A 19,181-nucleotide genomic window follows, 5' to 3' on the forward strand; every position below is an offset into this window, starting at 1 on the left:
GAGGCTTTTTGCTCCCGAAGCTGGGCTCGAACCAGCGACCCTCTGATTAACAGTCAGATGCTCTAACCGACTGAGCTATTCGGGAATCGTGGTGCAAAAGTAGCCCTCAGGACGATACCACGCAAGCATACGGCTAAAAAAAATCTGACTTTTCAGGCAATCAGATGATAATCAGGTCAATATTTTTTATCGAAATGCATCCGGCCGATGGGTCGGGACATTTTCGAGGATCAGTTCCTTGATCCGCCGGGCATCCGCCTTCGAGAAGTTCTGGATGACGATTTCCGGACGGGCCCGCGGAATGACGCGGATGGTCGAGAAGAACAGGCCGTTGTCGATCTCTACGCCCGATATATCGGAGTAGAAGACGAAGTTGTCGGTGCCGCCAATCAGTTTGCGGGCACGGAACGTAACGCCTTTGTCGTTGAACTCAACCACATCGGGGTTGAGGGGGTCTTTGAAACTACTGGAGCGGAATTTTTCTGACATGGGTTATTTGGAGCAGGTAGGAGTTGGGAGTGAGGAGGGCTGACGCACCGGAAGACCGGTATATGTTTTTGCTGACGCCAGTCCAGTGATGCGTCAGCCCTTCTCACTCCTCACTCCTACTACTTTTTAGGTACATAAATTACTTTCTTGGTTTCGAAAAAAGGTTCGTCGAAATAGTCGGAGAGGTCGTAGACGCGGTACCGGTCCGGTACTTCGGCTAGCTCTTCGGCCAGGTCACCTCCTTTGAGGTACAGAACACCGTTGGGTCGGTCGTTGTTGCCCGCCTTGTGGATTTTGTAGCGTATCCAGCCTAAAAATGGCTTTAAGCGGGTAACGGCCCGACTCACCACAAAATCGTAGGTCGTATTCAACTGCTCAACCCGGATTTGTTCGGCTTTGACGTTGGTCAGGCCGAGCGCGCTGGAAACCTCCTCAACAACTTTTATCTTCTTGCCAATGCTGTCGACCAGATGGAAATCGACCATTGGAAACAGAATGGCAAGGGGAATACCCGGAAAACCACCGCCCGTGCCTACATCGAGAATTTCGGTGCCGGGCTTGAACGATACAATTTTAGCAATTCCCAGCGAATGAAGGATGTGCTTCTCATAAAGCGCGTCGATGTCCTGCCGGGAGATAACGTTGATTTTGGCATTCCAATCCCGATAGAGACCGTCCAGAGCGTCAAACTGCTCCTTCTGCGCAGCCGTCAGATTGGGGAAGTATTTTAAAATAAGATCTATATTCATAAACGCCAGGGCAAATGCAGGGGTAATGGGGAATGAGTAATTGATGAAGCGTTGATTTGCTTACTCATTATCCATTGTCAATTATCTATTAAAAGTCTATCGCCAGTAAATTCGTTTTTTGCGACGGTTGAACAGCGTTTTCAGGCCGGCCATTCCGTAGTAAATGGCCATGAGTAAGTCCATGAACGGGATGAATGACCAGTGAACTGTGTGAGCCAGCCGGTGACTGATTCGGCCGACAATTGCCCAGAAAGCGAGTTTCCGTAAAACAAAAAAGCCTGTACCAACGAACAAAAGTAACCACTCGTCGCTGGAAAACGAATACCAGTGTAGCGCATGAACGAGTACGATCAGGCCCACTGCCAGGGCCACGGCCCAACTAAGTACATGCGAGCCGGTGAGCAAAGCGAGCCGCACTTTATTTCCCGTTTTGTAATACTTGCCTACGTTAAGGTGCCGTCGTTTCTGTAATCGCCAGTCGGCCCAGGTCGTCTTGGGTTTCGACCACACAAAGGTGTCGGGTTCCAGACAAACAAAGGTGTTGGAGGGCGTCGCGACTTCGTTGATGAACAGATCATCGTCGCCACCAACCACGTTCATGTGCGTATAAAAGCCTTTGTTCGCAAAAAACAGGTCGGTCCGGTAGGCCATATTTCGGCCAACGCCCATGTAGGGCCGTCCTGATAGCGCCAGTGAAAAATACTGAATAGCCGTAAACAAGGTTTCTGAACGAATCAGGAGGTTGAGCAGCCCCGGATAATACTCGTAAGGCGAAAACCCGATGGCAATATCTTTAGATCCGAAAATCAGGGGTTCTGTCATTTCGGATAGCCAGTTCAGCGATGCCGGCCGACAATCGGCATCGGTGAGCAGCACCGTCGGGTAACGGGCTTTTTTGATGGCAATGGTAAGGGCGTACTTCTTGGGCGTTACGTGCTGGTGCTCGTTGTCGATCCGGATATAACGCACTTTGGTCAGTTCAGGAATGTCGTTTTCCAGGTAAGCGTAGGTGCCATCGGTCGAGCGGTCGTCCATGACCAATATCTCGAACGTAGGATAATCCTGGTTGTTCAGCAGGGGTAGCAGTTCCTTGAGATTGTCCAGCTCATTACGGGCACAGACAATGATCGTTACGCCCTGCTGATCGTCTGAGTCAGAATAATAGTCGGCAGAATTATAGGATAAAACAGCATAATTCCGGTCTGGTTGGCGATAAAGAGCCGTTTTAGTGTAGACGAACAGAATATAGATAAGCTGAATACCGACTACAAATAGCCAGAATAGCAGCAGGGCAGTAATCACAAAGGGAGATGTTTATTCGCTAAGGCGTTGGTTCTGAATGAACAGCAAAGATAGGATAAAAGGGGGAATAGTGTAGTGGTGTAGTTGGTGGAGTAAAGGAACCCTCTGCACCACTACACCCCTTTTCCCTATCTTTGCTGTATGACATTTTCGATTTCTGCCCAGGACACCCAGTCGAAGGCACGAACGGGGACGCTGACAACGGATCACGGCCCCATTCAAACACCCATTTTTATGCCGGTTGGCACGGCAGGAACGGTGAAAGCCGTTCACCAGCGTGAGCTGGAAACGGATATTAATGCCGAAATTATTCTGGGGAATACCTATCACCTTTATCTAAGACCCGGTCTGGACGTGCTCAGCCAGGCGGGTGGTTTACATGCGTTCAATGGCTGGCGTCGGCCAATCCTGACCGATTCGGGGGGGTACCAGGTGTACTCGCTCTCGCAAACCCGGAAGATCAAAGAAGAGGGCGTTACGTTTAAATCGCACATTGACGGTTCCAAACATACGTTTACGCCCGAGGGGGTAATGGACATCCAGCGAATTATTGGCGCCGATATTATCATGGCTTTCGATGAGTGTACGCCCTACCCCTGCGACTACGGATACGCCCGGCAGTCGATGGAGATGACCCACCGCTGGCTCGGACGGTGCATTGACCGGTTCGATGCCACCGAAGGCCATTACGGATACCGACAAACGTTGTTTCCGATTGTACAAGGGAGTACCTATGCTGATCTACGCCGTCAGTCGGCGGAGGTAATTGCCAGTAAAGAGCGCGAGGGAAACGCGATTGGTGGTCTGGCCGTGGGCGAACCCGCCGAAGAAATGTATGCCATGATCGAGCTGGTAAATGAAATTCTGCCCGCCGATAAACCGCGCTATCTGATGGGCGTGGGTACACCGGCGAATATTCTGGAAGCCATTGCGCTGGGCGTGGATATGTTCGATTGTGTGATGCCAACGCGCAATGCCCGGCATGGCCTGTTGTTTACCACCGAAGGTATTATCAATATCAAGAACGAAAAGTGGAACCGCGACTTTAGTCCCATCGACGCCGGGCTGGGCGGGTACGCCAGTACGTTCTATTCAAAAGCCTATCTTCGGCACCTGATCAAATCGGAGGAGTTGCTGGGCGGCCAGATCGCGAGTTTGCATAACCTGACATTCTATTTATGGCTTGTTCGGCAGGCGCGCACGCACATAGCCGCTGGTGATTTTGTGCCCTGGAAAAACGAAATGGTGGTTCGACTCATGCAGCGACTGTGAGGAGCCTGAACCCAAGGTAGGCAGTGTAGCGGTTTTATGTGAAGTCTCCAGATGATTGCTTTTGGAGACTTTTTCTTTGGCTTACCGTCTCATACCTAATTCTGTTTTTTTTGATAACTGGCAAGCTGTCAACACCTTTACAAATCGTGCACACTGAATCGTCTCCCTTTACGCGGCCTTTTTCCACCGTCCTGACCGTGTGTATGCTCTGGCAGGAACGGCGTAAGGTGCTGCCCATTCTGGCCGGTTTCATTGCGTTGGGCGTTGTCGTGTCCCTGCTGATGCAACCCGAATTCAGAGCGGAAGCCCGGCTGATGCCCGAAATGAGTACCGGATCGGGCGATGTGCTGAAACGGTTGGCGTCGGTGGCGGGGTTTGCAGGTATCGATTTGTCGGATGAGGGAGTGGATGCCGTTCGCCCCGACCTATATCCCAATGTGTTGCAGAGCACACCCTTTGTGCTGTACCTGATTCAGCAGCCAGTCACCGCGCCGGATGGGCGGGTGCAAACCGTAGCAGAATTTTTAGAAAGTCAGTCCAGTCCCTGGTCGGGGAGCCGGTTAATGGGTTGGCGTCAAAAAGACGTTATGCCGGTGCGGGTGGCCACCGGAACGCTGCAACTCTCCGTTCAGCAACACTGGCTGACTGAAGAAATCAGCGAACGGGTAAGTGCTAAATTCGATACCCGTTCGGGCATTATCACCATCACGTCCACTATGCCCGATGCTGGTGTGGCGGCAACCGTGGCGCAACTGGCTATGAATTACCTGACCCGCTACGTGAGAAACTACCGCACCGAAAAGGCACGGCAGGATTTAAACTTCTACCAACAGCAACTGGACGAAGCCCGCAAACGATACCACTCGGCGCAGTTGAACTTGTTTCGATATAATGAGCAGCACAGAAATGTCGTACTGCTTTCGACAACTATGGACCGGCAGCGGATGGATGCCGAACTGACGATTGCGCAAACCCTTTACACGCAACTGGCGGGGGAGTACGAGCAATCGAAGCTAAAAGTGCAGGCCCGGACGCCCGTTTTTAAAGTTCTTGAACCACCCAAAGTACCCCTACGGCGTATCGCCCCCAAACGAACGCTGGTTGTATTGCTGTTTGCCGGAGCCGGACTAGCGCTGGGCGGTCTGTACGTGCTGGCCCGAAATTCGGCTATAACCGCCCGGTTCTGGGCAGGGGTGTTACCGGGAAACAACAATGCAGGAAATCACACTCAACGCTTTTAACTACCAACAAGGCTTGCTGAACAATCTCCAAACTAAAGAAAAACAACTGGCCGTTATCGGTTTAGGCTACGTGGGCCTGCCGATTGCGCTGGCCTTTGCCCAACAGTTTCGGGTGTTGGGCTTCGATACCAACGCCGAACGCGTGGCCAGGCTGCAACGGCAGGATGATCCATCGCACCAACTGCAACCCGCCGATTTTGCCGGGGCCGATATCCGGTTCACGGCTAATCCCGATGATCTTCGGAACGCCCATTTTTTTGTCGTGGCGGTGCCTACGCCCGTCGACGAGTACAAAGTGCCCGATCTGAAACCCCTGCAACGGGCGTCCGAAACCATTGGCCGTGTCCTGAAACCTGGCGATTGCGTGGTCTATGAGTCTACTGTCTACCCTGGCTGTACCGAAGACGATTGCCTGCCGCTATTGGAACAGTGTTCCGGCCTGAAGCTGGGCCATGACTTCAAACTGGGCTACTCGCCGGAACGAATCAACCCCGGCGATAAGGTCCGGACGCTGACCGATATTCTGAAAGTGGTGTCGGGTAACGATGCGGAAGCGGTGCAGACCATTGCCGATGTCTACGGGACTATCATTCGGGCCGGGGTGTACATTGCACCATCAATTAAAGTTGCCGAAGCCGCCAAGGTCATCGAAAATGTTCAGCGGGACCTCAATATCTCGCTGATGAATGAGTTGGCCATTATTTTCGACAGGATGGGAATCGACACACAGGAGGTACTCAAAGCTGCGTCGACAAAATGGAATTTTTTACCGTTTACACCGGGGCTTGTCGGGGGGCATTGCATTGGCATCGATCCGTATTACCTCCTCTACAAATCGCGGCAACTGGGCTACGAACCGCAAGTGATCAACTCGGGCCGGCGAGTGAACGACAGTATGCCCGCTTTTGTGGCGACCAAACTGGTGCAGCTGCTACTCCAGCGCGAGAAGAATCCGGCGCAGACCAAAGTGCTGGTCATGGGCCTGACCTTCAAGGAGAATATTGCCGATATCCGAAACTCGAAAGTAGTCGATCTGGTGCGGGAGTTGATGAAATACGCCATCAATGTCCACATCGTCGATCCGTACGCATCACCGAATGAAGTAGCGCTTGCGTATAAAATGACTCTGCTGGATGCCCCGGTTCGCCCGTACGACGCCGTCATCGTTGCCGTTGGTCACGACCAGTACCGTACACTGGAAGCGTCCTATTTTAAATCGCTCATGACGGATTCGCCGATTTTGCTGGATTTGAAGGGCTTATACACCGTACGTCAGGCGGATGAGGTAACCTACTGGCGATTGTAAACTAACCCAAAGAAACATGAAGGTTGCCATTGTTGGAAGCCAGGCATTCGACTCGTTCGAGTACAATCTGTGCGATTCGTTCAGGACGCTGGGGCATGAAGTGTCCATCGTTGACATTGCGGATGTGCTGCCGGTATCGGTCCGGCTGAACTACTGGGTGTCGCGCTTCATCGAGTCTTATGATCGGGTGGTGAGTGTTCGGCTGGCCAACAAAGTGGCGCAGCTTCGGCCCGATCTGGTGCTGGTGGTGTACCGAAATCTGCATCCCATGATCGTCCGGCAGATTAAAGAACACTGCCCCGGCCCGCCTGTCGTTCAAATCAATCCGGATGCCTTATCGAATCTGGAAAAGCAGCAGATCATAGCCGCCGATTTCGATCATTATTTCTCCAAGGAGCCCTTTGTCGTTGACTTTCTGGCGAACAAGATCGGGGCCAATGCACACTATCTGCCCGAAGGGTTCAACCCCCGTATTCATCGGAAGCCAGCCATCGAAAAAACGATTGCCGAATGGCTTACGGAGATCGATGTGCTGGTGTTCGGTAATTTATATGCCTACCGGGCGCGTATGATCGAGCACCTCATGCGAGCGGGTATCAAGGTGGCGGTGTACGGTACCGAGGGGCCTTATTTGCGCCCGGTGGTGCGGTCGGCGTTTCGGAAGCAGTACCTGGTTGGTCCGGATAAAAATCGGTTGCTGTACGGCGCCAAAATTGTTTTCAATAATTTTCATTACGCGGAAATAACATCGGTCAACCAGAAATATTTCGAGATTAATGGGATTGGGGCCTTTCAACTGTCCGACTATAAACCCACCATCGAGGAATACACGGGCGTGTCGGCCGATCTGGTAACGTACCGGTCGGTGGATGAGGCCATTGATAAAATCCGCCATTATCTGTCGCACGCCAGCGAACGACACGAGCTGGCTGATCGGCAGTATGTTCATTTTCAGCAGCATCATACCCTCGATCTACGCGTTGGCGAGTTGCTGCATACCGTGGGGCTGCCGGTTGCGTCGGTAAATGCAGGGCTCTGATGAAGCGACTAGTGCCTGCTTTTTTGCTTTTTTGGGTCATTTATCAAGGGAGCGATGCCACGGCGTATGAATCTCTGGCGGTAGCGGTATCCGTGTATGCGTTTCAGCAATTTATTACGCTGTTGGGCAGAACTATAGCCCTGATGGAGTGCATTGGTTTCATTGCATCGGTGGAGTTGCTGCTGGTGCCAGCCATCACATACCAGGTTTTTCCGGCGTCCATGCCGGTCGACTCTACTACTTATTTTACCTTTATTCTGCCCGCCTACAGTGCGTTTTATGTCGGAATTCATGGGTTGGTCATATGGCAGCCAGCAGACTCACACCGGTACTGTTTTCAGGCGGCAGCCGTCTACCTGCGGCATAACCAGACCGCTCCTGTCGTATTGCTCATCGTTGGTTTGGCGGGTTTCATTGTTCGGACAATTAGGCCCGATGCGCCAAGCCTCATTGGTCTGTTACCGGCCAACTGCCTGTTCGTTAGTGCCTTCTATGCCTATTATTCCCAAAGTAAATACCGCCTGATCCACATCGGCAGCGTACTTATCGTGCTGCTGGCCTACACGGTCTGGTCTGGTATGTTTGGAGAACTGTTTTTGTGGGGTATACTGGCGGCCGTTTTCGTTTCGGCGGGTATGCCCGGCGGTTTAACAACCCGATTCAAAAGTATTGTTGTTGTGGTGGCCTGCCTGCTGCTGTTGCTGGTTCAGTCGATCAAGGGCGAGTACCGGTACAATACCTGGGGCCAGCAGCGAACCGAACGCCGTGGCGATGCCCGCCTGATGGTCGACCTGCTCACCGACCGCCTTACCAATCCGGCCAGGATGCTGAACGCAGATCATGCTTTTTTGTCGATTGTTCGGTTCAATCAGGGCATTATGGTAGGGAGTGCCATGGCCAAAGTACCCCTGCACGAAGCCTATGCGGAGGGCGATGTACTGTTGTCGCTCCTGTATCCACTAGTGCCACGATTTATCTGGCCCGGAAAGCCGCAAACAGGTGGTTATGAGAATATTCGGCGGTTCACAACCCTGCCGCAGTCCGAGAATACCAGTATCAATCTGTCGCCTTTGGGGGAGGGTTACGTCAACTTTGGCTTTGGCGGGGTGCTGTTTGCGTTGTTCTATGGCCTGTTATTAAGCAGCGGGCTTCGGTATGGTTTATTCCTGACAGAAAGCAGACCGTCAATTATTCTTTGGTTACCTATGCTGTACATCGGCTGTCTAACCATGGAAACCGACCTGCTGTCTACCTGGGGGAGCCTGATCAATGGAGCTATTTTCGGCGCACTGCTCTTTTGGTTGACAAAGCGGATTGGTATCCAACTTTGATCCACCGATGACCGTTCTGTTCCTATTCCGAAGTCCCGGCACCGGGCATAGCCTTGAGTACCAGTTTGATCGCCTACGCAATGAATTGGCCGCGCACGGTCTGCCAACGAAATCCGCTTACTTGCCCCACATCAGTCGGAGCCTGCGTACTATCTGGCAAAACATGCGTTTCGTGAAGCGGCTCACCGCCGATGTTTTTCATATCACCGGCGATGTGCATTATGCCGCCCTGGCTTTACCCGCTTCCCGGACGATACTGACCATTCATGATTGCTTTCTGCTGGAACACAATCGGTACCGCCCGCTTCGGTACGCGGTCTTCTGGCTGTTCTGGTACTATTTACCCATTTGTCGGGCTCGTATTGTAACCGCCGTGTCGGCGACAACAAAAGAGGAACTAATACGCTATGTAGGCCGTGTTGCCCGGAAGGTGCAGGTTATTCCCAATGGTTATGATCCACTGTTTGTTCACTGCGATAAACCGTTTTGCCATCGCCAGCCGATCCTGCTACAGATTGGTACCGCAGCAAACAAAAATGTGTTCCGTTTAGTAAAAGCAATTGAGGGAATCTGTTGCACTCTTGTCCTCGTTGGACCACTATCGACCAAGCTGGTGGTGGAGCTTAATCGGCGGAGAATCAGCTATCTAAGCTATGTTGACCTTAGTCTGGAAGAAGTCGTTCGCTTGTATCGGGCTTGCGACATGGTCACGTTTGTCTCCACGTACGAAGGGTTTGGTCTACCTGTTCTTGAAGCCAATGCCGTTGGACGGGTTGTGCTTACGTCCGATCGATCGCCCATGCGGGAAGTGGCTGCCGATGCGGCTCTTTTCGTTGATCCCGTCGATACCGATGCCATTCGACAGGGGATTTGGCAACTCATTCGTGACGACTATTACCGACAGGAGTTGATTGGAAAAGGCCTGCAAAACGCCCGGCGATTTACCACCGCAGTGGCGGCTCAACGTTACCGTAAATTATATGATGACGTTCGTTCTGTACCCCTGTCAACGCCTTCCTTTTTATGAAAATCGTTATGTCGGCCGATTGGTTTTATCCGGCGCCGGTGGGCGGTTCGTCGAACACGATCTACTGGCAGGCAAAAGCCTTAACAGAACAAGGCCATTCGGTGTCTATCGTGGCTACTTCGCAGGACATTCCGAACGCAGTGCCACTCAATTGCTGGCTATCAATGGACTGCGGCCGGGTAATTTACACGAAGAACCCCCATTTTTACTTACCCTTCAGACATATTCTGTATGGGTTAAAAGCTATTCGTAAGGCAGATGTTGTGCATGTAAACAGCCTGTTTTATCCTGCTTCGTTTGTTTGGGTCATCGCCTGTCTACTGGGAGGCAAGCCGGTGGTATGGTCACCCCACGGAGAATTGAGTCCGGCGGCATTACGGTTTCGTCCGTATCTAAAGCGACTTTTACTGATTCTGTTTCGGGGAATAAGTGCCGGTGTGCTGTTTCATGCGACGTCAGGGGACGAGATAAGGCAGATTCAGCGTCGTTTGGGGGCACATGTTCAGGTTGTGAAACTCAGAACCATGATGGAACTGCCGCTGCCGGTAGTACGGGTGGCCCGGCCTTACCTGCTGTTTATGGGGCGATTGCATCCAATAAAAGGTATTGAGCGGTTGCTGGAGGCCCTCGCTGGATCAACTGTGTTCATGAATAGTCCCTTTTCACTCCAGATTGCTGGCCCGGATACCGATAAAATTTATACCCGGCAACTAAAAGAACAGGTATTCGGGCTGGGGCTCTCAGAAAAAGTATGTTTCATAGGTACCGTACGGGGCGAGGGCAAAGAAAAAATATACGCCAATGCCCATGTGCTGATTCTGCCGTCGCATGCCGAGAGCTTTGGCAACGTTGTTATCGAATCGCTGGCGCAGGGAACACCCGTTATTGCTTCAACCAATACGCCCTGGCAAGTGCTTGAAACAAAGCAGACCGGCCTATGGGTGCCGAACGATGCCGAATCCCTTCGGAAAGCTGTCGATAGATTCCTGACGATGCATCCCGACCACTATGCCGGGTATCGGGCGCGGGCCGCCCAACTGGTACGGAGCGAATATACGACAGACGGGTATGGCGCACTTTGGTCGGATGTGTACAATGCCGCGCATACGCAAAATAGACTTGCATACTGATGGACTATACCCGGCAGCGTCTTTCCGTTAGGATTCGAAAAGTGGCTCGTTACATACGTCTATATGGCCTTTTTAGGTCGATGGCTAAAGTACAGGCGCACTATCACATGAATAGGGTGTATCCGCAAACGTCGTCGCTGCCGGTACCGGCGGGACCAACGGGTAAGCACGTTGGTATACTTGGCTGCGGGAAATTCGCCTACGCCAATATCGCTTATTACCTGCATCGACAGGTCGGAACAGTGATTCGGGCTGTCATGGACACGGAGCTGAACAGGGCAATTTCGCTGGCGCAGCGTTACCGGGCCGACTACTACACCACGAGCGCCGATGACGTGCTGAATGACCCGCACATCGACCTTATTTACATTGTCTCGAATCATGCGTCACATGCCGAATATGCCATTGCTGCCATCCGGAAGGGTAAAGCCGTTCATATCGAAAAGCCGCCTGTGGTCAATTTCGATCAGTTGATTCGACTGTGCACCGCCATCGACCAGCATGACGGCCGCGTTCGTCTGGGATTTAATCGGCCCGAAAGCCCATTAGGCAGGTTGCTGAAAGAGCAAATGGACGTTCAGACAGGCCCGGCTATGATTAACTGGTTCGTAGCGGGCCACGCCATTGACCCGGACCATTGGTACTTTGCGGAGGAAGAAGGCGGGCGAATCTTGGGAAATCTGTGCCACTGGATTGACTTTGCCTTACGGCTGATTCCGGCCTCCGGCCGTTACCCCGTTCAGATCATCCCGACGCGCTCCCGACAGTCGGACTGCAACATCAGTGTGTCTTATGTGTTTGGCGATGGCTCCATCGCAACGATTACTTTTTCGGCGAAAGGGCACACGTTCGAAGGGGTTCGGGAAACGCTGAATGTTCATAAAGGAAACCTATTGGCTCAGTTAACGGACTTTCAAACCCTGCGGCTGGATATTGGTCCCGTTGTCCGCAACCACCGATTGTGGTTTCGGGACCACGGACACCGCCGGTCTGTTCTCGACAGTTACTTAATGCGGAGCGATAAGTCAAAGCAGGAAACAGGCGCAATGATTCGGGAAACGGGCTATCTCATGCTCAAAACAAGGGAGGCCCTGGAAACCAATACGGTCGTTACCGTAACCGCCGACTTTTCCCACTCAGTGGCCTGAATTCCAATCCATGAAGATTATCAGTGTCGTTGGCACCCGGCCTAATTTTGTAAAAGTGGCACCGCTGCACCGCGCCCTCCTTACTCAACCGAGTGTTCAATCAATACTCGTTCATACGGGCCAGCATTACGACGATCGGTTAAACGAGGTGTTCATGACGCAGCTGAATCTGCCGCCACCTGACTACTGCCTGGCGGTTGGTGCCGGAACGATACCCCAACAGACGGCCGAGATTATCCGCAAATTCGAGGGGGTTATCCAGACCGAGCAACCCGATTGGGTAGTGGTTGTGGGCGATGTAACGAGTACGCTGGCCTGTGCGCTGACAGCGGTTCAAATGGGGATTCGGGTGGCTCACGTAGAAGCGGGGCTTCGGGCCGGCGACCGGCAGATGCCCGAAGAAATCAACCGGATACTGGTCGACTCACTGGCCGATCTGCTCTTTGTAACGGAGGAGGCCGGGCTCGAAAACCTGCTGCGGGAGGGCATCCCGTCCCATAAAATTCATTTTGTCGGTAATATAATGATCGACTCGCTGGTTCAGCAACGGACTAACGCTCGGGCACTGAATACCGTTGGGACACTGGGCCTGACGCCCAATTGTTACGCCCTGCTAACCATGCACCGCCCGGCCAATGTCGATACCAAAGCAGGATTGAACCGACTTATTCAATTGATAGGTAGTACGGCACAACACCTGACTGTTCTGTTTCCTGTTCACCCAAGAACGCGCACCCGGCTGGAGGAATTTGGCCTGATGCCTGAGTTGATGGCTCTTGAAAACGTTCGCTTGCTCGCTCCGCAGGGGTATCTGGAGTTCCTGAACCTAATGGAATACGCGGCCGTGGTCATCACCGATTCGGGCGGTATTCAGGAAGAAACGACCTATCTGAACGTGCCTTGCCTAACGTTTCGGACCTCAACTGAGCGCCCTGTAACCATCGCTATGGGAACAAACCAGTTACTGCCCGATCTGAATCCTGCAACCGTTCGGGAAAAGCTGGCCGCTATTCTCAATGGGCATACCAAAATGGGTCAGGTGCCACCGTTATGGGATGGCGAATCCGCTGCCCGAATCGTGACCATATTAACTGCGCCTGGTCAATTAACGGCATGAAACAACTCATCCAGAACCTCAAAACCGGCGTTGTACAACTCGAAGAGATACCGACTCCGCAGGTTCGGCGGGGGCAGATTCTGATTCAGACGCGCCGGTCGCTGGTGTCGCTCGGTACCGAGCGGATGCTGGTTGAGTTTGGCCAGTCCAGCCTGATTAACAAAGCGCGCCAGCAACCCGACCGGGTGAAGCAGGTGATGGATAAGATACGGTCAGATGGCCTTTTACCTACGCTGGAGGCCGTTTTTCGTAAACTCAATCAGCCGTTGCCGCTTGGTTACTGCAACGCAGGAACGGTACTGGCCGTGGGCGAAGGAGTTATTGATCTTAAGATTGGTGATCGGGTTGTGTCGAATGGGCACCATGCCGAAGTGGTTTGTGTACCCCGCAATCTGGTGGCTCTGATTCCGGTGGAGGTGAGCGACGACGAGGCCGCGTTTACCGTTGTCGGGGCCATCGGGCTCCAAAGTATCCGACTGCTGGCCCCGACATTCGGCGAGACGGTTGTGGTCATCGGCCTGGGGCTGATTGGGCTGCTAACAACCGAACTGCTGCGTATCAACGGTTGCCGGGTCATTGGCGTCGACATCCATGAAGCCAAATGCCGGATAGCTGCGCAAAGCTGTGTAGCCGTAATCAATCCGGCCAACGGAACCGACCCGGTTAACGCGGTGCTGAGCCTGACAAATGGGGTAGGGGCCGACGGGGTAATCATTGCCGCTTCGGCTCAGGCCGGTCGTTTGCTCGCGCAGGCTGCACGCATGAGCCGGAAACGGGGACGGATTGTCCTCACCGGCGTTGTCGACCTAACCATAAGCCGGGCCGATTTTTACGAAAAGGAATTGTCGTTTCAGGTGTCGTGCGCCTATGGCCCCGGTCGCTACGAGGACGACTACGAACAGCGAGGGCAGGACTACCCGCTGACGCATGTACGCTGGACCGCCAACCGGAATTTCCAGGCCATTCTTCAGGTGATGGCTACGGGGCAGTTGCAGGTGAAGCCTTACATCTCTCAAACAGTACCGCTGACTCAGTTCGAAAAAATCTATGCCTGTCTTGATTCATCGGAGCAGATTGCGCCTTTGCTGACGTACCCCGAACAGCTGACGTTGACGTCAATACATACGCTCACGCCCGGCGTGCATAAGCCGGGAAGTGCAACGGTGGGAATTATCGGGGCTGGCAACTTTACCGGCGCGGTACTCTTGCCAGCCCTGAAAGCCGCTGGTGCCGATCTGAGCGTCATTGCCAGTGCCGGCGGGTTACGGGCAACGGTACTGGCTCATAAATTCAGAATACCGCAAAGCACCACCGACTACCGCCAAATTCTGGACAATCCGGCGATTGACCTGTGCATCATCACCACCCGCCACGATAGCCACGCCCAACTGGCTATAGAAGCTTTGCGGGCGGGTAAGCATGTGTTTGTGGAGAAACCTCTGGCTATTTACCCGGACGAGCTCACCCGCCTGGTCGATGAGCAACAAGCGTCAGGTCGGCTCGTCATGGTTGGCTTTAATCGACGGTTCTCGCCGTACGCCCAAAAAATGAAAGCTTTGCTGGGTGGGGAGCATACCGGTACGATACCGATGAATATTGTCATGACGGTCAATTCAGGGTTTATCCCGGCGAATGCCTGGGAGCATGACCGCGACAGTGGGGGCGGCCGGATTCTGGGCGAAGCCTGTCACTTTGTCGACCTGATCCGCTTTCTGGCGGGCAGCCCGATTGTTAGCGTATGCCTCAACGCCATGGGGCCGCAACCTACAGAAACGACCGATTCGGCGTCCATGCTGTTACGGCTGGCCAACGGGTCGACGGGCGTAGTAAACTATTTCAGCAACGGGAGTAAAGCCTATCCTAAAGAGCGGGTGGAAGTGTATTCGCAGGGGCGAACGCTGGTGCTCGACAACTTTAGCTCGCTGACGGGCTATGGCGTCAAGGGCTTCAGCCGCCTGGCGGGTCGGCAGAATAAAGGCCATGCTGAACTGATGAAGCACTTGATTGATGTGGTGCGTAATGGTCAAACTGATCGGACAACTCCACTTATTCCGTTTGCGGAAATTATTAACACAACTCAAACGATGTTGGCCGCTTTGCAAAGCCTGCATGAGAATCGTTTCGTCGATGTTGCCGGTATCAATCTGTTTCAGTCAACCCCTACTTTTTCGGCAGATAAACGATGAATAATCCGGGCTTGATCTGGCGAACCGTGCGTCATTTAACAAGGCGGCAAATCATCTTCCAGGTGCTTATCCGCATTCGTCATCGCCCGAAACTGCGCTTTTCGAAAACCATTCCTGCCACGTATTTTCTCACCGTTCCTAAAGCGGATAAATCAATAACGTACGAGACGGGGGTGTTCACGTTCCTGAACCGGACGTATGTGCCAAAGGGCGGTGTCATTGACTGGAACGGTCAGCAGCAGGAAACGGCCGGTTACGGCAAACTTTGGACGTACCACCTCAACTATTTCGATTTTCTGAATCAACCGGGTTTATTGCCGGAGGCCGGTGTTGCGTTGATACGCATGTTTATCCGGCAGACCAGCTCGTTGCAGGATGGACTGGAGCCATACCCTACCTCGCTTCGAATCATGAACTGGATTCAGTTTTTGAGCCGTCACCAGCTTCAGGATAAAGCTATCGATCACCACCTGGCCGCTCAGATTGCGTTGGTGAGTCGGCGGGTAGAGTACCACATTGGTGGCAACCATCTGCTCGAAAATGGTTTCGCACTGCTGCTGGGTGCTTTGTATTATCGAAACGAACGGTGGTTCGCCAAGGGGGCAGCGCTTGTTCAGGCCGAACTACGGACGCAGGTGCTGGCAGACGGCGGTCATTATGAGCGTAGCCCCATGTACCATCAGCTTTTGCTCGATCAGTTACTGACTGTGCTGGTCGTGTTACAGAGCGACGGCTGGCATCGAGGACTGAACGCGACGTTTACTGATTTTCTGGCCGCCAAAGCCCATCAAATGGGTGGCTGGCTAGACCGGATCACCTTCCGTAACGGCGATGTTCCTATGGTCAATGATTCGGCGTATGGGGTGGCGCCCACAACGGCCCGGCTACGGGAAAAAGCGGTCTCTCTGTTTACTGGACAGGGCAGCTGTGAATCGGAGACGGTATTTTCTGGAAGAAATAAGCCAGCGGATACGGGCTACCGGATGTTTCGGCAGGACCGCTACGAACTTTTTGTGGATGTTGGCCCCGTTGGCCCAACTGAGCAGCCTGGTCATGCACATGCCGATACCTTTTCGTTCATTCTATACGCCGACGGTTTTCCGCTGCTTGTGGATAGTGGTACCTCGACTTATGAGCCGGGGCCTCGCCGGGCGTGGGAGCGCAGTACCGCGGCTCATAACACCATTGAGGTAAGCGGGGTTAACTCGTCCGAAGTATGGGCGAACTTTCGGGTAGGCCGACGGGCGCGGGTCACAACTCTGGACGATACACCTGTTCGGCTCACTGCCCGGCACGATGGGTACCGGCAACTGGGGGTACTCCACGAACGGACGTGGGTAATGCACCCAACTAGCATCACGATTTTCGACTGGTTACAGACTATCCGGAATCGCCACAACAATATACCAACCGGGCTAGCCCGATTTCATGTTCATCCGGAGGTCTCCGTGCAGATCACAGGCCAAACTGTAAAGGCAGGCAATTGGGCATTTGCGTTTCTAGCGGAAACGAAACCCATTGTATCGCTGGAAAGCTATGCCATGGCCGGGGGGTTCAATCAGTTGAAGGTGGGGTACTGCATCCGGGTTGACTTTAGCGGGAGTCTGAAAACGATACTGACAATGAGCCCATGACCATCCTTTTTCTGACGTTTTATTTTGAGCCCGACACGGGGCCCGGTGCGTTTCGGACGGCCGCGCTGGTACGTGAACTCGCCCGCCGACTCAGTGCCGAAAGTGCCGTTCACGTCATCACAACCCACCCCAATCGGTATCAATCGTTCAAGCCAGCCGCTGCCGACCGGGAAGCGTGGACGGATAGCAACTGCCCGGTAACGATCCGGCGCGTTCAGGTACCCCCGCACAACAGTAGTCAGTTGGGGCAGATGCGCTCGTTCGCGGTTTATTACAAAGCCGTGCACCGGCTGGTCCGTCAACAAAAATATGACCTCATTGTAGCATCGTCGGCCCGTCTGTTCACGGCATTTCTGGCGGCACGAATAGCACGCGACTATCAGGTGCCGCTGTTTCTGGACATCCGCGATTTGTTCCGCGAAGCCATTCTGGATACCCTTGGGGAATCGATGGCTGCCGTGCTCCTGAACCCACTGCTCCGAGCTGTTGAGCAATATACCTTCAGAACGGCCAGTCATATAAACCTGGTTTCGGAGGGTTTTCGGCCTTATTTCAAGTCCTATCCAACGGCAACGTACAGTTATTTTACGAATGGAATTGACGATGTCTTCCTGACGGATTTAGCGGCCCTATCAGCGCCCGTTCAACAACCCCGGCTGATTCTTTATGTGGGTAATATTGGCGAAGGGCAGGGGCTCCATAAAATCATTCCACAGGCGGCCCGTAGGCTGGGTTCGGCTTACCGCTTTCTGATCATTGGCGATGGAGGAGCCCGACACCAGCTGGAAGCCGCTATTCGTCGGGAAGGAGTTGATACGGTTGAGTTGCGCGACACTGTCGACCGGGCGGCTTTGCTGGCCCCTTTTCGTCAGGCCGATTACCTGTTCCTGCACCTCAATGACCTGGATGTCTGCAAACGGGTGCTGCCCTCAAAATTATTCGAGTATGGCGCCACCGAAAAGCCAATTATTGCGGGCGTTGCCGGGTATGCGGCCTCGTTTATCCACGAACACCTGGCAAACTGTATCGTATTCGAACCCGGCAATGTGGATGAGTTGGTTCGGCAGCTACAGAAAACGCCTTATGTCAGGCAAAGCCGGACGGAGTTCAGAACGAAATTTCAGCGTAGCACCATCAGTCAGGCTATGGTAACTGAAATCCTCCAAACCGCGCAGCCGCCAAACCCACCTTCTGCTTAGCATACGCCCATGAGCCTCCCCGACTATTTTTTGCTGACACTAGAGCTGATTGCCGTCGAGTGGCTTTATCTGCGGCTGGCGCGTCGGTATGCGTTTTTCGAGAAGCCTACTGAGCGCAGTATGCACCAGCACACAGCGACAGTCCGCGCGGGCGGACTTATATTCTACCTTGCTGCGTTGGCTGCCGTTTGGCGTGACGACAATCTCGTTTGCTTCTGCCTTGGGTTAACGGCCCTGGCGCTCATTAGCCTTTGGGATGATTTTGCCGACTTGCCCAAACGCTATCGAATCGGGGTACAGGTGCTGGCGGTAGGGTTACTGTTTGTGCAGGAAGGCCTGTTAGCAGGCCACTGGCCTGTTGCGGCTGTACTGCTTCTGGTAGGCCTGGCTGCACTGAATGCGTACAATTTCATGGATGGTATCAATGGCATGACTGCTTTTTATAGCCTTGTAACTGCTGGAACGCTCTGGTTCGTACAGGGTTCGATGCCGGGCGATAATGCTACGTTATTCCCCTGCGTACTGATCGCTCTGGTTATATTCAGTTATGTGAATGCCCGCCCACAGGCTGTTTGCTTTGCGGGGGATGTCGGGAGTATTTCTATGGGGTTTATTGTGCTATATGGTATTATGGAATGCGTTAGACACCGTCATTCCTGGTTGCCGGTGTTGTTCATTTCGGTGTATGGCATAGATAGTCTGCTGACAATTCTCTACCGGCTTTATCTTGGACAAAACATCGTTCAGTCGCACCGGATGCACCTTTATCAGGTTCTGGTCACTTCTACGGGGTGGACGCATCTGCGCGTATCGGCCCTGTACGCGTGCGCTCAGTTTTGTATCAATGGAATCGTGATCGTGGCCATGAATAAGCCGATAATGGAGCAAGTGCTGGTGGCTGGGCTGGTAATTTTCGGCTTAAGCAGCGGGTATGTTCTGAGCCGAATTCAGGTTGACAAGGGCACAAAAAAGCGGGTCGGTTTCGAAAAACCAACCCGCTTGTAGTACCGA

The 19,181-nt window shown here is 53.2% G+C and carries 16 protein-coding genes and 1 tRNA gene; 13 read left to right on the plus strand and 4 right to left on the minus strand.

The annotated features are described in order from the left end of the window. Positions 1 to 11 precede the first annotated feature (11 nt). The 4 genes from ACYVJM_RS14880 to ACYVJM_RS14895 form a co-directional block, all read right to left on the minus strand. Positions 12 to 85: transfer RNA gene (locus ACYVJM_RS14880), tRNA-Asn, on the minus strand. Between the two features lie 101 nt (positions 86 to 186). Beyond that, a complete protein-coding gene (locus tag ACYVJM_RS14885; protein WP_297380707.1) occupies positions 187 to 489 on the minus strand; it encodes a PH domain-containing protein in 303 nt (100 codons plus the stop codon). Positions 490 to 608: 119 nt separating this feature from the next. Continuing rightward, positions 609 to 1,238 (minus strand): 16S rRNA (guanine(527)-N(7))-methyltransferase RsmG, encoded by a 630-nt coding sequence (gene rsmG, locus ACYVJM_RS14890; RefSeq protein ID WP_461149022.1) that lies wholly within the window; start codon positions 1,236 to 1,238, stop codon positions 609 to 611. Positions 1,239 to 1,334: 96 nt separating this feature from the next. Next, positions 1,335 to 2,540 carry a glycosyltransferase gene (locus ACYVJM_RS14895; RefSeq protein ID WP_461149023.1) on the minus strand — a complete coding sequence of 402 codons (1,206 nt, stop codon included), beginning with the start codon at positions 2,538 to 2,540 and terminating at the stop codon, positions 1,335 to 1,337. Between the two features lie 141 nt (positions 2,541 to 2,681). Between ACYVJM_RS14895 and tgt the strand changes: the two genes are divergently transcribed. The 13 genes from tgt to ACYVJM_RS14960 all read left to right on the plus strand — a co-directional run bounded on the left by tgt (position 2,682) and on the right by ACYVJM_RS14960 (position 19,175). Continuing rightward, positions 2,682 to 3,812: a tRNA guanosine(34) transglycosylase Tgt gene (gene tgt, locus ACYVJM_RS14900; protein ID WP_461149024.1), complete on the plus strand. Its 1,131-nt coding sequence runs from the start codon at positions 2,682 to 2,684 to the stop codon at positions 3,810 to 3,812. Between the two features lie 146 nt (positions 3,813 to 3,958). Continuing rightward, on the plus strand, positions 3,959 to 5,053 hold the full coding sequence (locus ACYVJM_RS14905) for a GNVR domain-containing protein (RefSeq protein WP_461149025.1): 1,095 nt from the start codon (positions 3,959 to 3,961) through the stop codon (positions 5,051 to 5,053). Beyond that, entirely contained in the window at positions 5,025 to 6,359 is a 1,335-nt protein-coding gene (locus ACYVJM_RS14910) for a nucleotide sugar dehydrogenase (RefSeq protein ID WP_461149026.1), read from the plus strand. The genes ACYVJM_RS14905 and ACYVJM_RS14910 overlap by 29 nt, the downstream gene beginning before the upstream one ends. A 16-nt stretch (positions 6,360 to 6,375) precedes the next feature. Continuing rightward, a complete protein-coding gene (locus ACYVJM_RS14915) occupies positions 6,376 to 7,398 on the plus strand; it encodes a CgeB family protein (protein WP_461149027.1) in 1,023 nt (340 codons plus the stop codon). Further along, entirely contained in the window at positions 7,398 to 8,729 is a 1,332-nt protein-coding gene (locus ACYVJM_RS14920; protein WP_461149028.1) for a hypothetical protein, read from the plus strand. Before ACYVJM_RS14915 ends, ACYVJM_RS14920 begins: the two co-directional genes overlap by 1 nt. A gap of 7 nt (positions 8,730 to 8,736) precedes the next feature. Beyond that, positions 8,737 to 9,756 carry a glycosyltransferase family 4 protein gene (locus ACYVJM_RS14925; RefSeq protein WP_461149029.1) on the plus strand — a complete coding sequence of 340 codons (1,020 nt, stop codon included), beginning with the start codon at positions 8,737 to 8,739 and terminating at the stop codon, positions 9,754 to 9,756. Further along, on the plus strand, positions 9,753 to 10,886 hold the full coding sequence (locus ACYVJM_RS14930; RefSeq protein WP_461149030.1) for a glycosyltransferase: 1,134 nt from the start codon (positions 9,753 to 9,755) through the stop codon (positions 10,884 to 10,886). The genes ACYVJM_RS14925 and ACYVJM_RS14930 overlap by 4 nt, the downstream gene beginning before the upstream one ends. An 80-nt stretch (positions 10,887 to 10,966) precedes the next feature. Next, positions 10,967 to 12,034 carry a Gfo/Idh/MocA family protein gene (locus ACYVJM_RS14935; RefSeq protein WP_461149031.1) on the plus strand — a complete coding sequence of 356 codons (1,068 nt, stop codon included), beginning with the start codon at positions 10,967 to 10,969 and terminating at the stop codon, positions 12,032 to 12,034. 10 nt (positions 12,035 to 12,044) lie between these two features. Next, positions 12,045 to 13,151, plus strand: a complete 1,107-nt coding sequence (wecB, locus tag ACYVJM_RS14940) for a non-hydrolyzing UDP-N-acetylglucosamine 2-epimerase (RefSeq protein ID WP_461149032.1) — start codon at positions 12,045 to 12,047, stop codon at positions 13,149 to 13,151. Further along, positions 13,148 to 15,337, plus strand: a complete 2,190-nt coding sequence (locus tag ACYVJM_RS14945; RefSeq protein WP_461149033.1) for a bi-domain-containing oxidoreductase — start codon at positions 13,148 to 13,150, stop codon at positions 15,335 to 15,337. The genes wecB and ACYVJM_RS14945 overlap by 4 nt, the downstream gene beginning before the upstream one ends. Then, positions 15,334 to 16,971, plus strand: a complete 1,638-nt coding sequence (locus tag ACYVJM_RS14950; protein WP_461149034.1) for a heparinase II/III domain-containing protein — start codon at positions 15,334 to 15,336, stop codon at positions 16,969 to 16,971. The genes ACYVJM_RS14945 and ACYVJM_RS14950 overlap by 4 nt, the downstream gene beginning before the upstream one ends. Further along, positions 16,968 to 18,170, plus strand: coding sequence for a glycosyltransferase family 4 protein (locus ACYVJM_RS14955; protein WP_461149035.1), 1,203 nt, complete (start codon positions 16,968 to 16,970; stop codon positions 18,168 to 18,170). Before ACYVJM_RS14950 ends, ACYVJM_RS14955 begins: the two co-directional genes overlap by 4 nt. Before the next feature lie 9 nt (positions 18,171 to 18,179). Then, positions 18,180 to 19,175 carry an MraY family glycosyltransferase gene (locus ACYVJM_RS14960; RefSeq protein WP_461149036.1) on the plus strand — a complete coding sequence of 332 codons (996 nt, stop codon included), beginning with the start codon at positions 18,180 to 18,182 and terminating at the stop codon, positions 19,173 to 19,175. Positions 19,176 to 19,181 lie beyond the last annotated feature (6 nt).

This window comes from Spirosoma pulveris (genome assembly GCF_054781875.1).

Coding starts and splice junctions, on each gene's coding strand:
- ACYVJM_RS14935 (WP_461149031.1), top strand. CDS start 10,967: ATGGCTAAAGTACAGGCGCACTATCACATGAATAGGGTGTATCCGCAA.
- ACYVJM_RS14885 (WP_297380707.1), bottom strand. CDS start 489: ATGTCAGAAAAATTCCGCTCCAGTAGTTTCAAAGACCCCCTCAACCCC.
- wecB (WP_461149032.1), top strand. CDS start 12,045: ATGAAGATTATCAGTGTCGTTGGCACCCGGCCTAATTTTGTAAAAGTG.
- ACYVJM_RS14910 (WP_461149026.1), top strand. CDS start 5,025: ATGCAGGAAATCACACTCAACGCTTTTAACTACCAACAAGGCTTGCTG.
- ACYVJM_RS14950 (WP_461149034.1), top strand. CDS start 15,334: ATGAATAATCCGGGCTTGATCTGGCGAACCGTGCGTCATTTAACAAGG.
- ACYVJM_RS14960 (WP_461149036.1), top strand. CDS start 18,180: ATGAGCCTCCCCGACTATTTTTTGCTGACACTAGAGCTGATTGCCGTC.
- rsmG (WP_461149022.1), bottom strand. CDS start 1,238: ATGAATATAGATCTTATTTTAAAATACTTCCCCAATCTGACGGCTGCG.
- ACYVJM_RS14930 (WP_461149030.1), top strand. CDS start 9,753: ATGAAAATCGTTATGTCGGCCGATTGGTTTTATCCGGCGCCGGTGGGC.
- ACYVJM_RS14955 (WP_461149035.1), top strand. CDS start 16,968: ATGACCATCCTTTTTCTGACGTTTTATTTTGAGCCCGACACGGGGCCC.
- ACYVJM_RS14925 (WP_461149029.1), top strand. CDS start 8,737: ATGACCGTTCTGTTCCTATTCCGAAGTCCCGGCACCGGGCATAGCCTT.
- ACYVJM_RS14915 (WP_461149027.1), top strand. CDS start 6,376: ATGAAGGTTGCCATTGTTGGAAGCCAGGCATTCGACTCGTTCGAGTAC.
- tgt (WP_461149024.1), top strand. CDS start 2,682: ATGACATTTTCGATTTCTGCCCAGGACACCCAGTCGAAGGCACGAACG.
- ACYVJM_RS14945 (WP_461149033.1), top strand. CDS start 13,148: ATGAAACAACTCATCCAGAACCTCAAAACCGGCGTTGTACAACTCGAA.
- ACYVJM_RS14920 (WP_461149028.1), top strand. CDS start 7,398: ATGAAGCGACTAGTGCCTGCTTTTTTGCTTTTTTGGGTCATTTATCAA.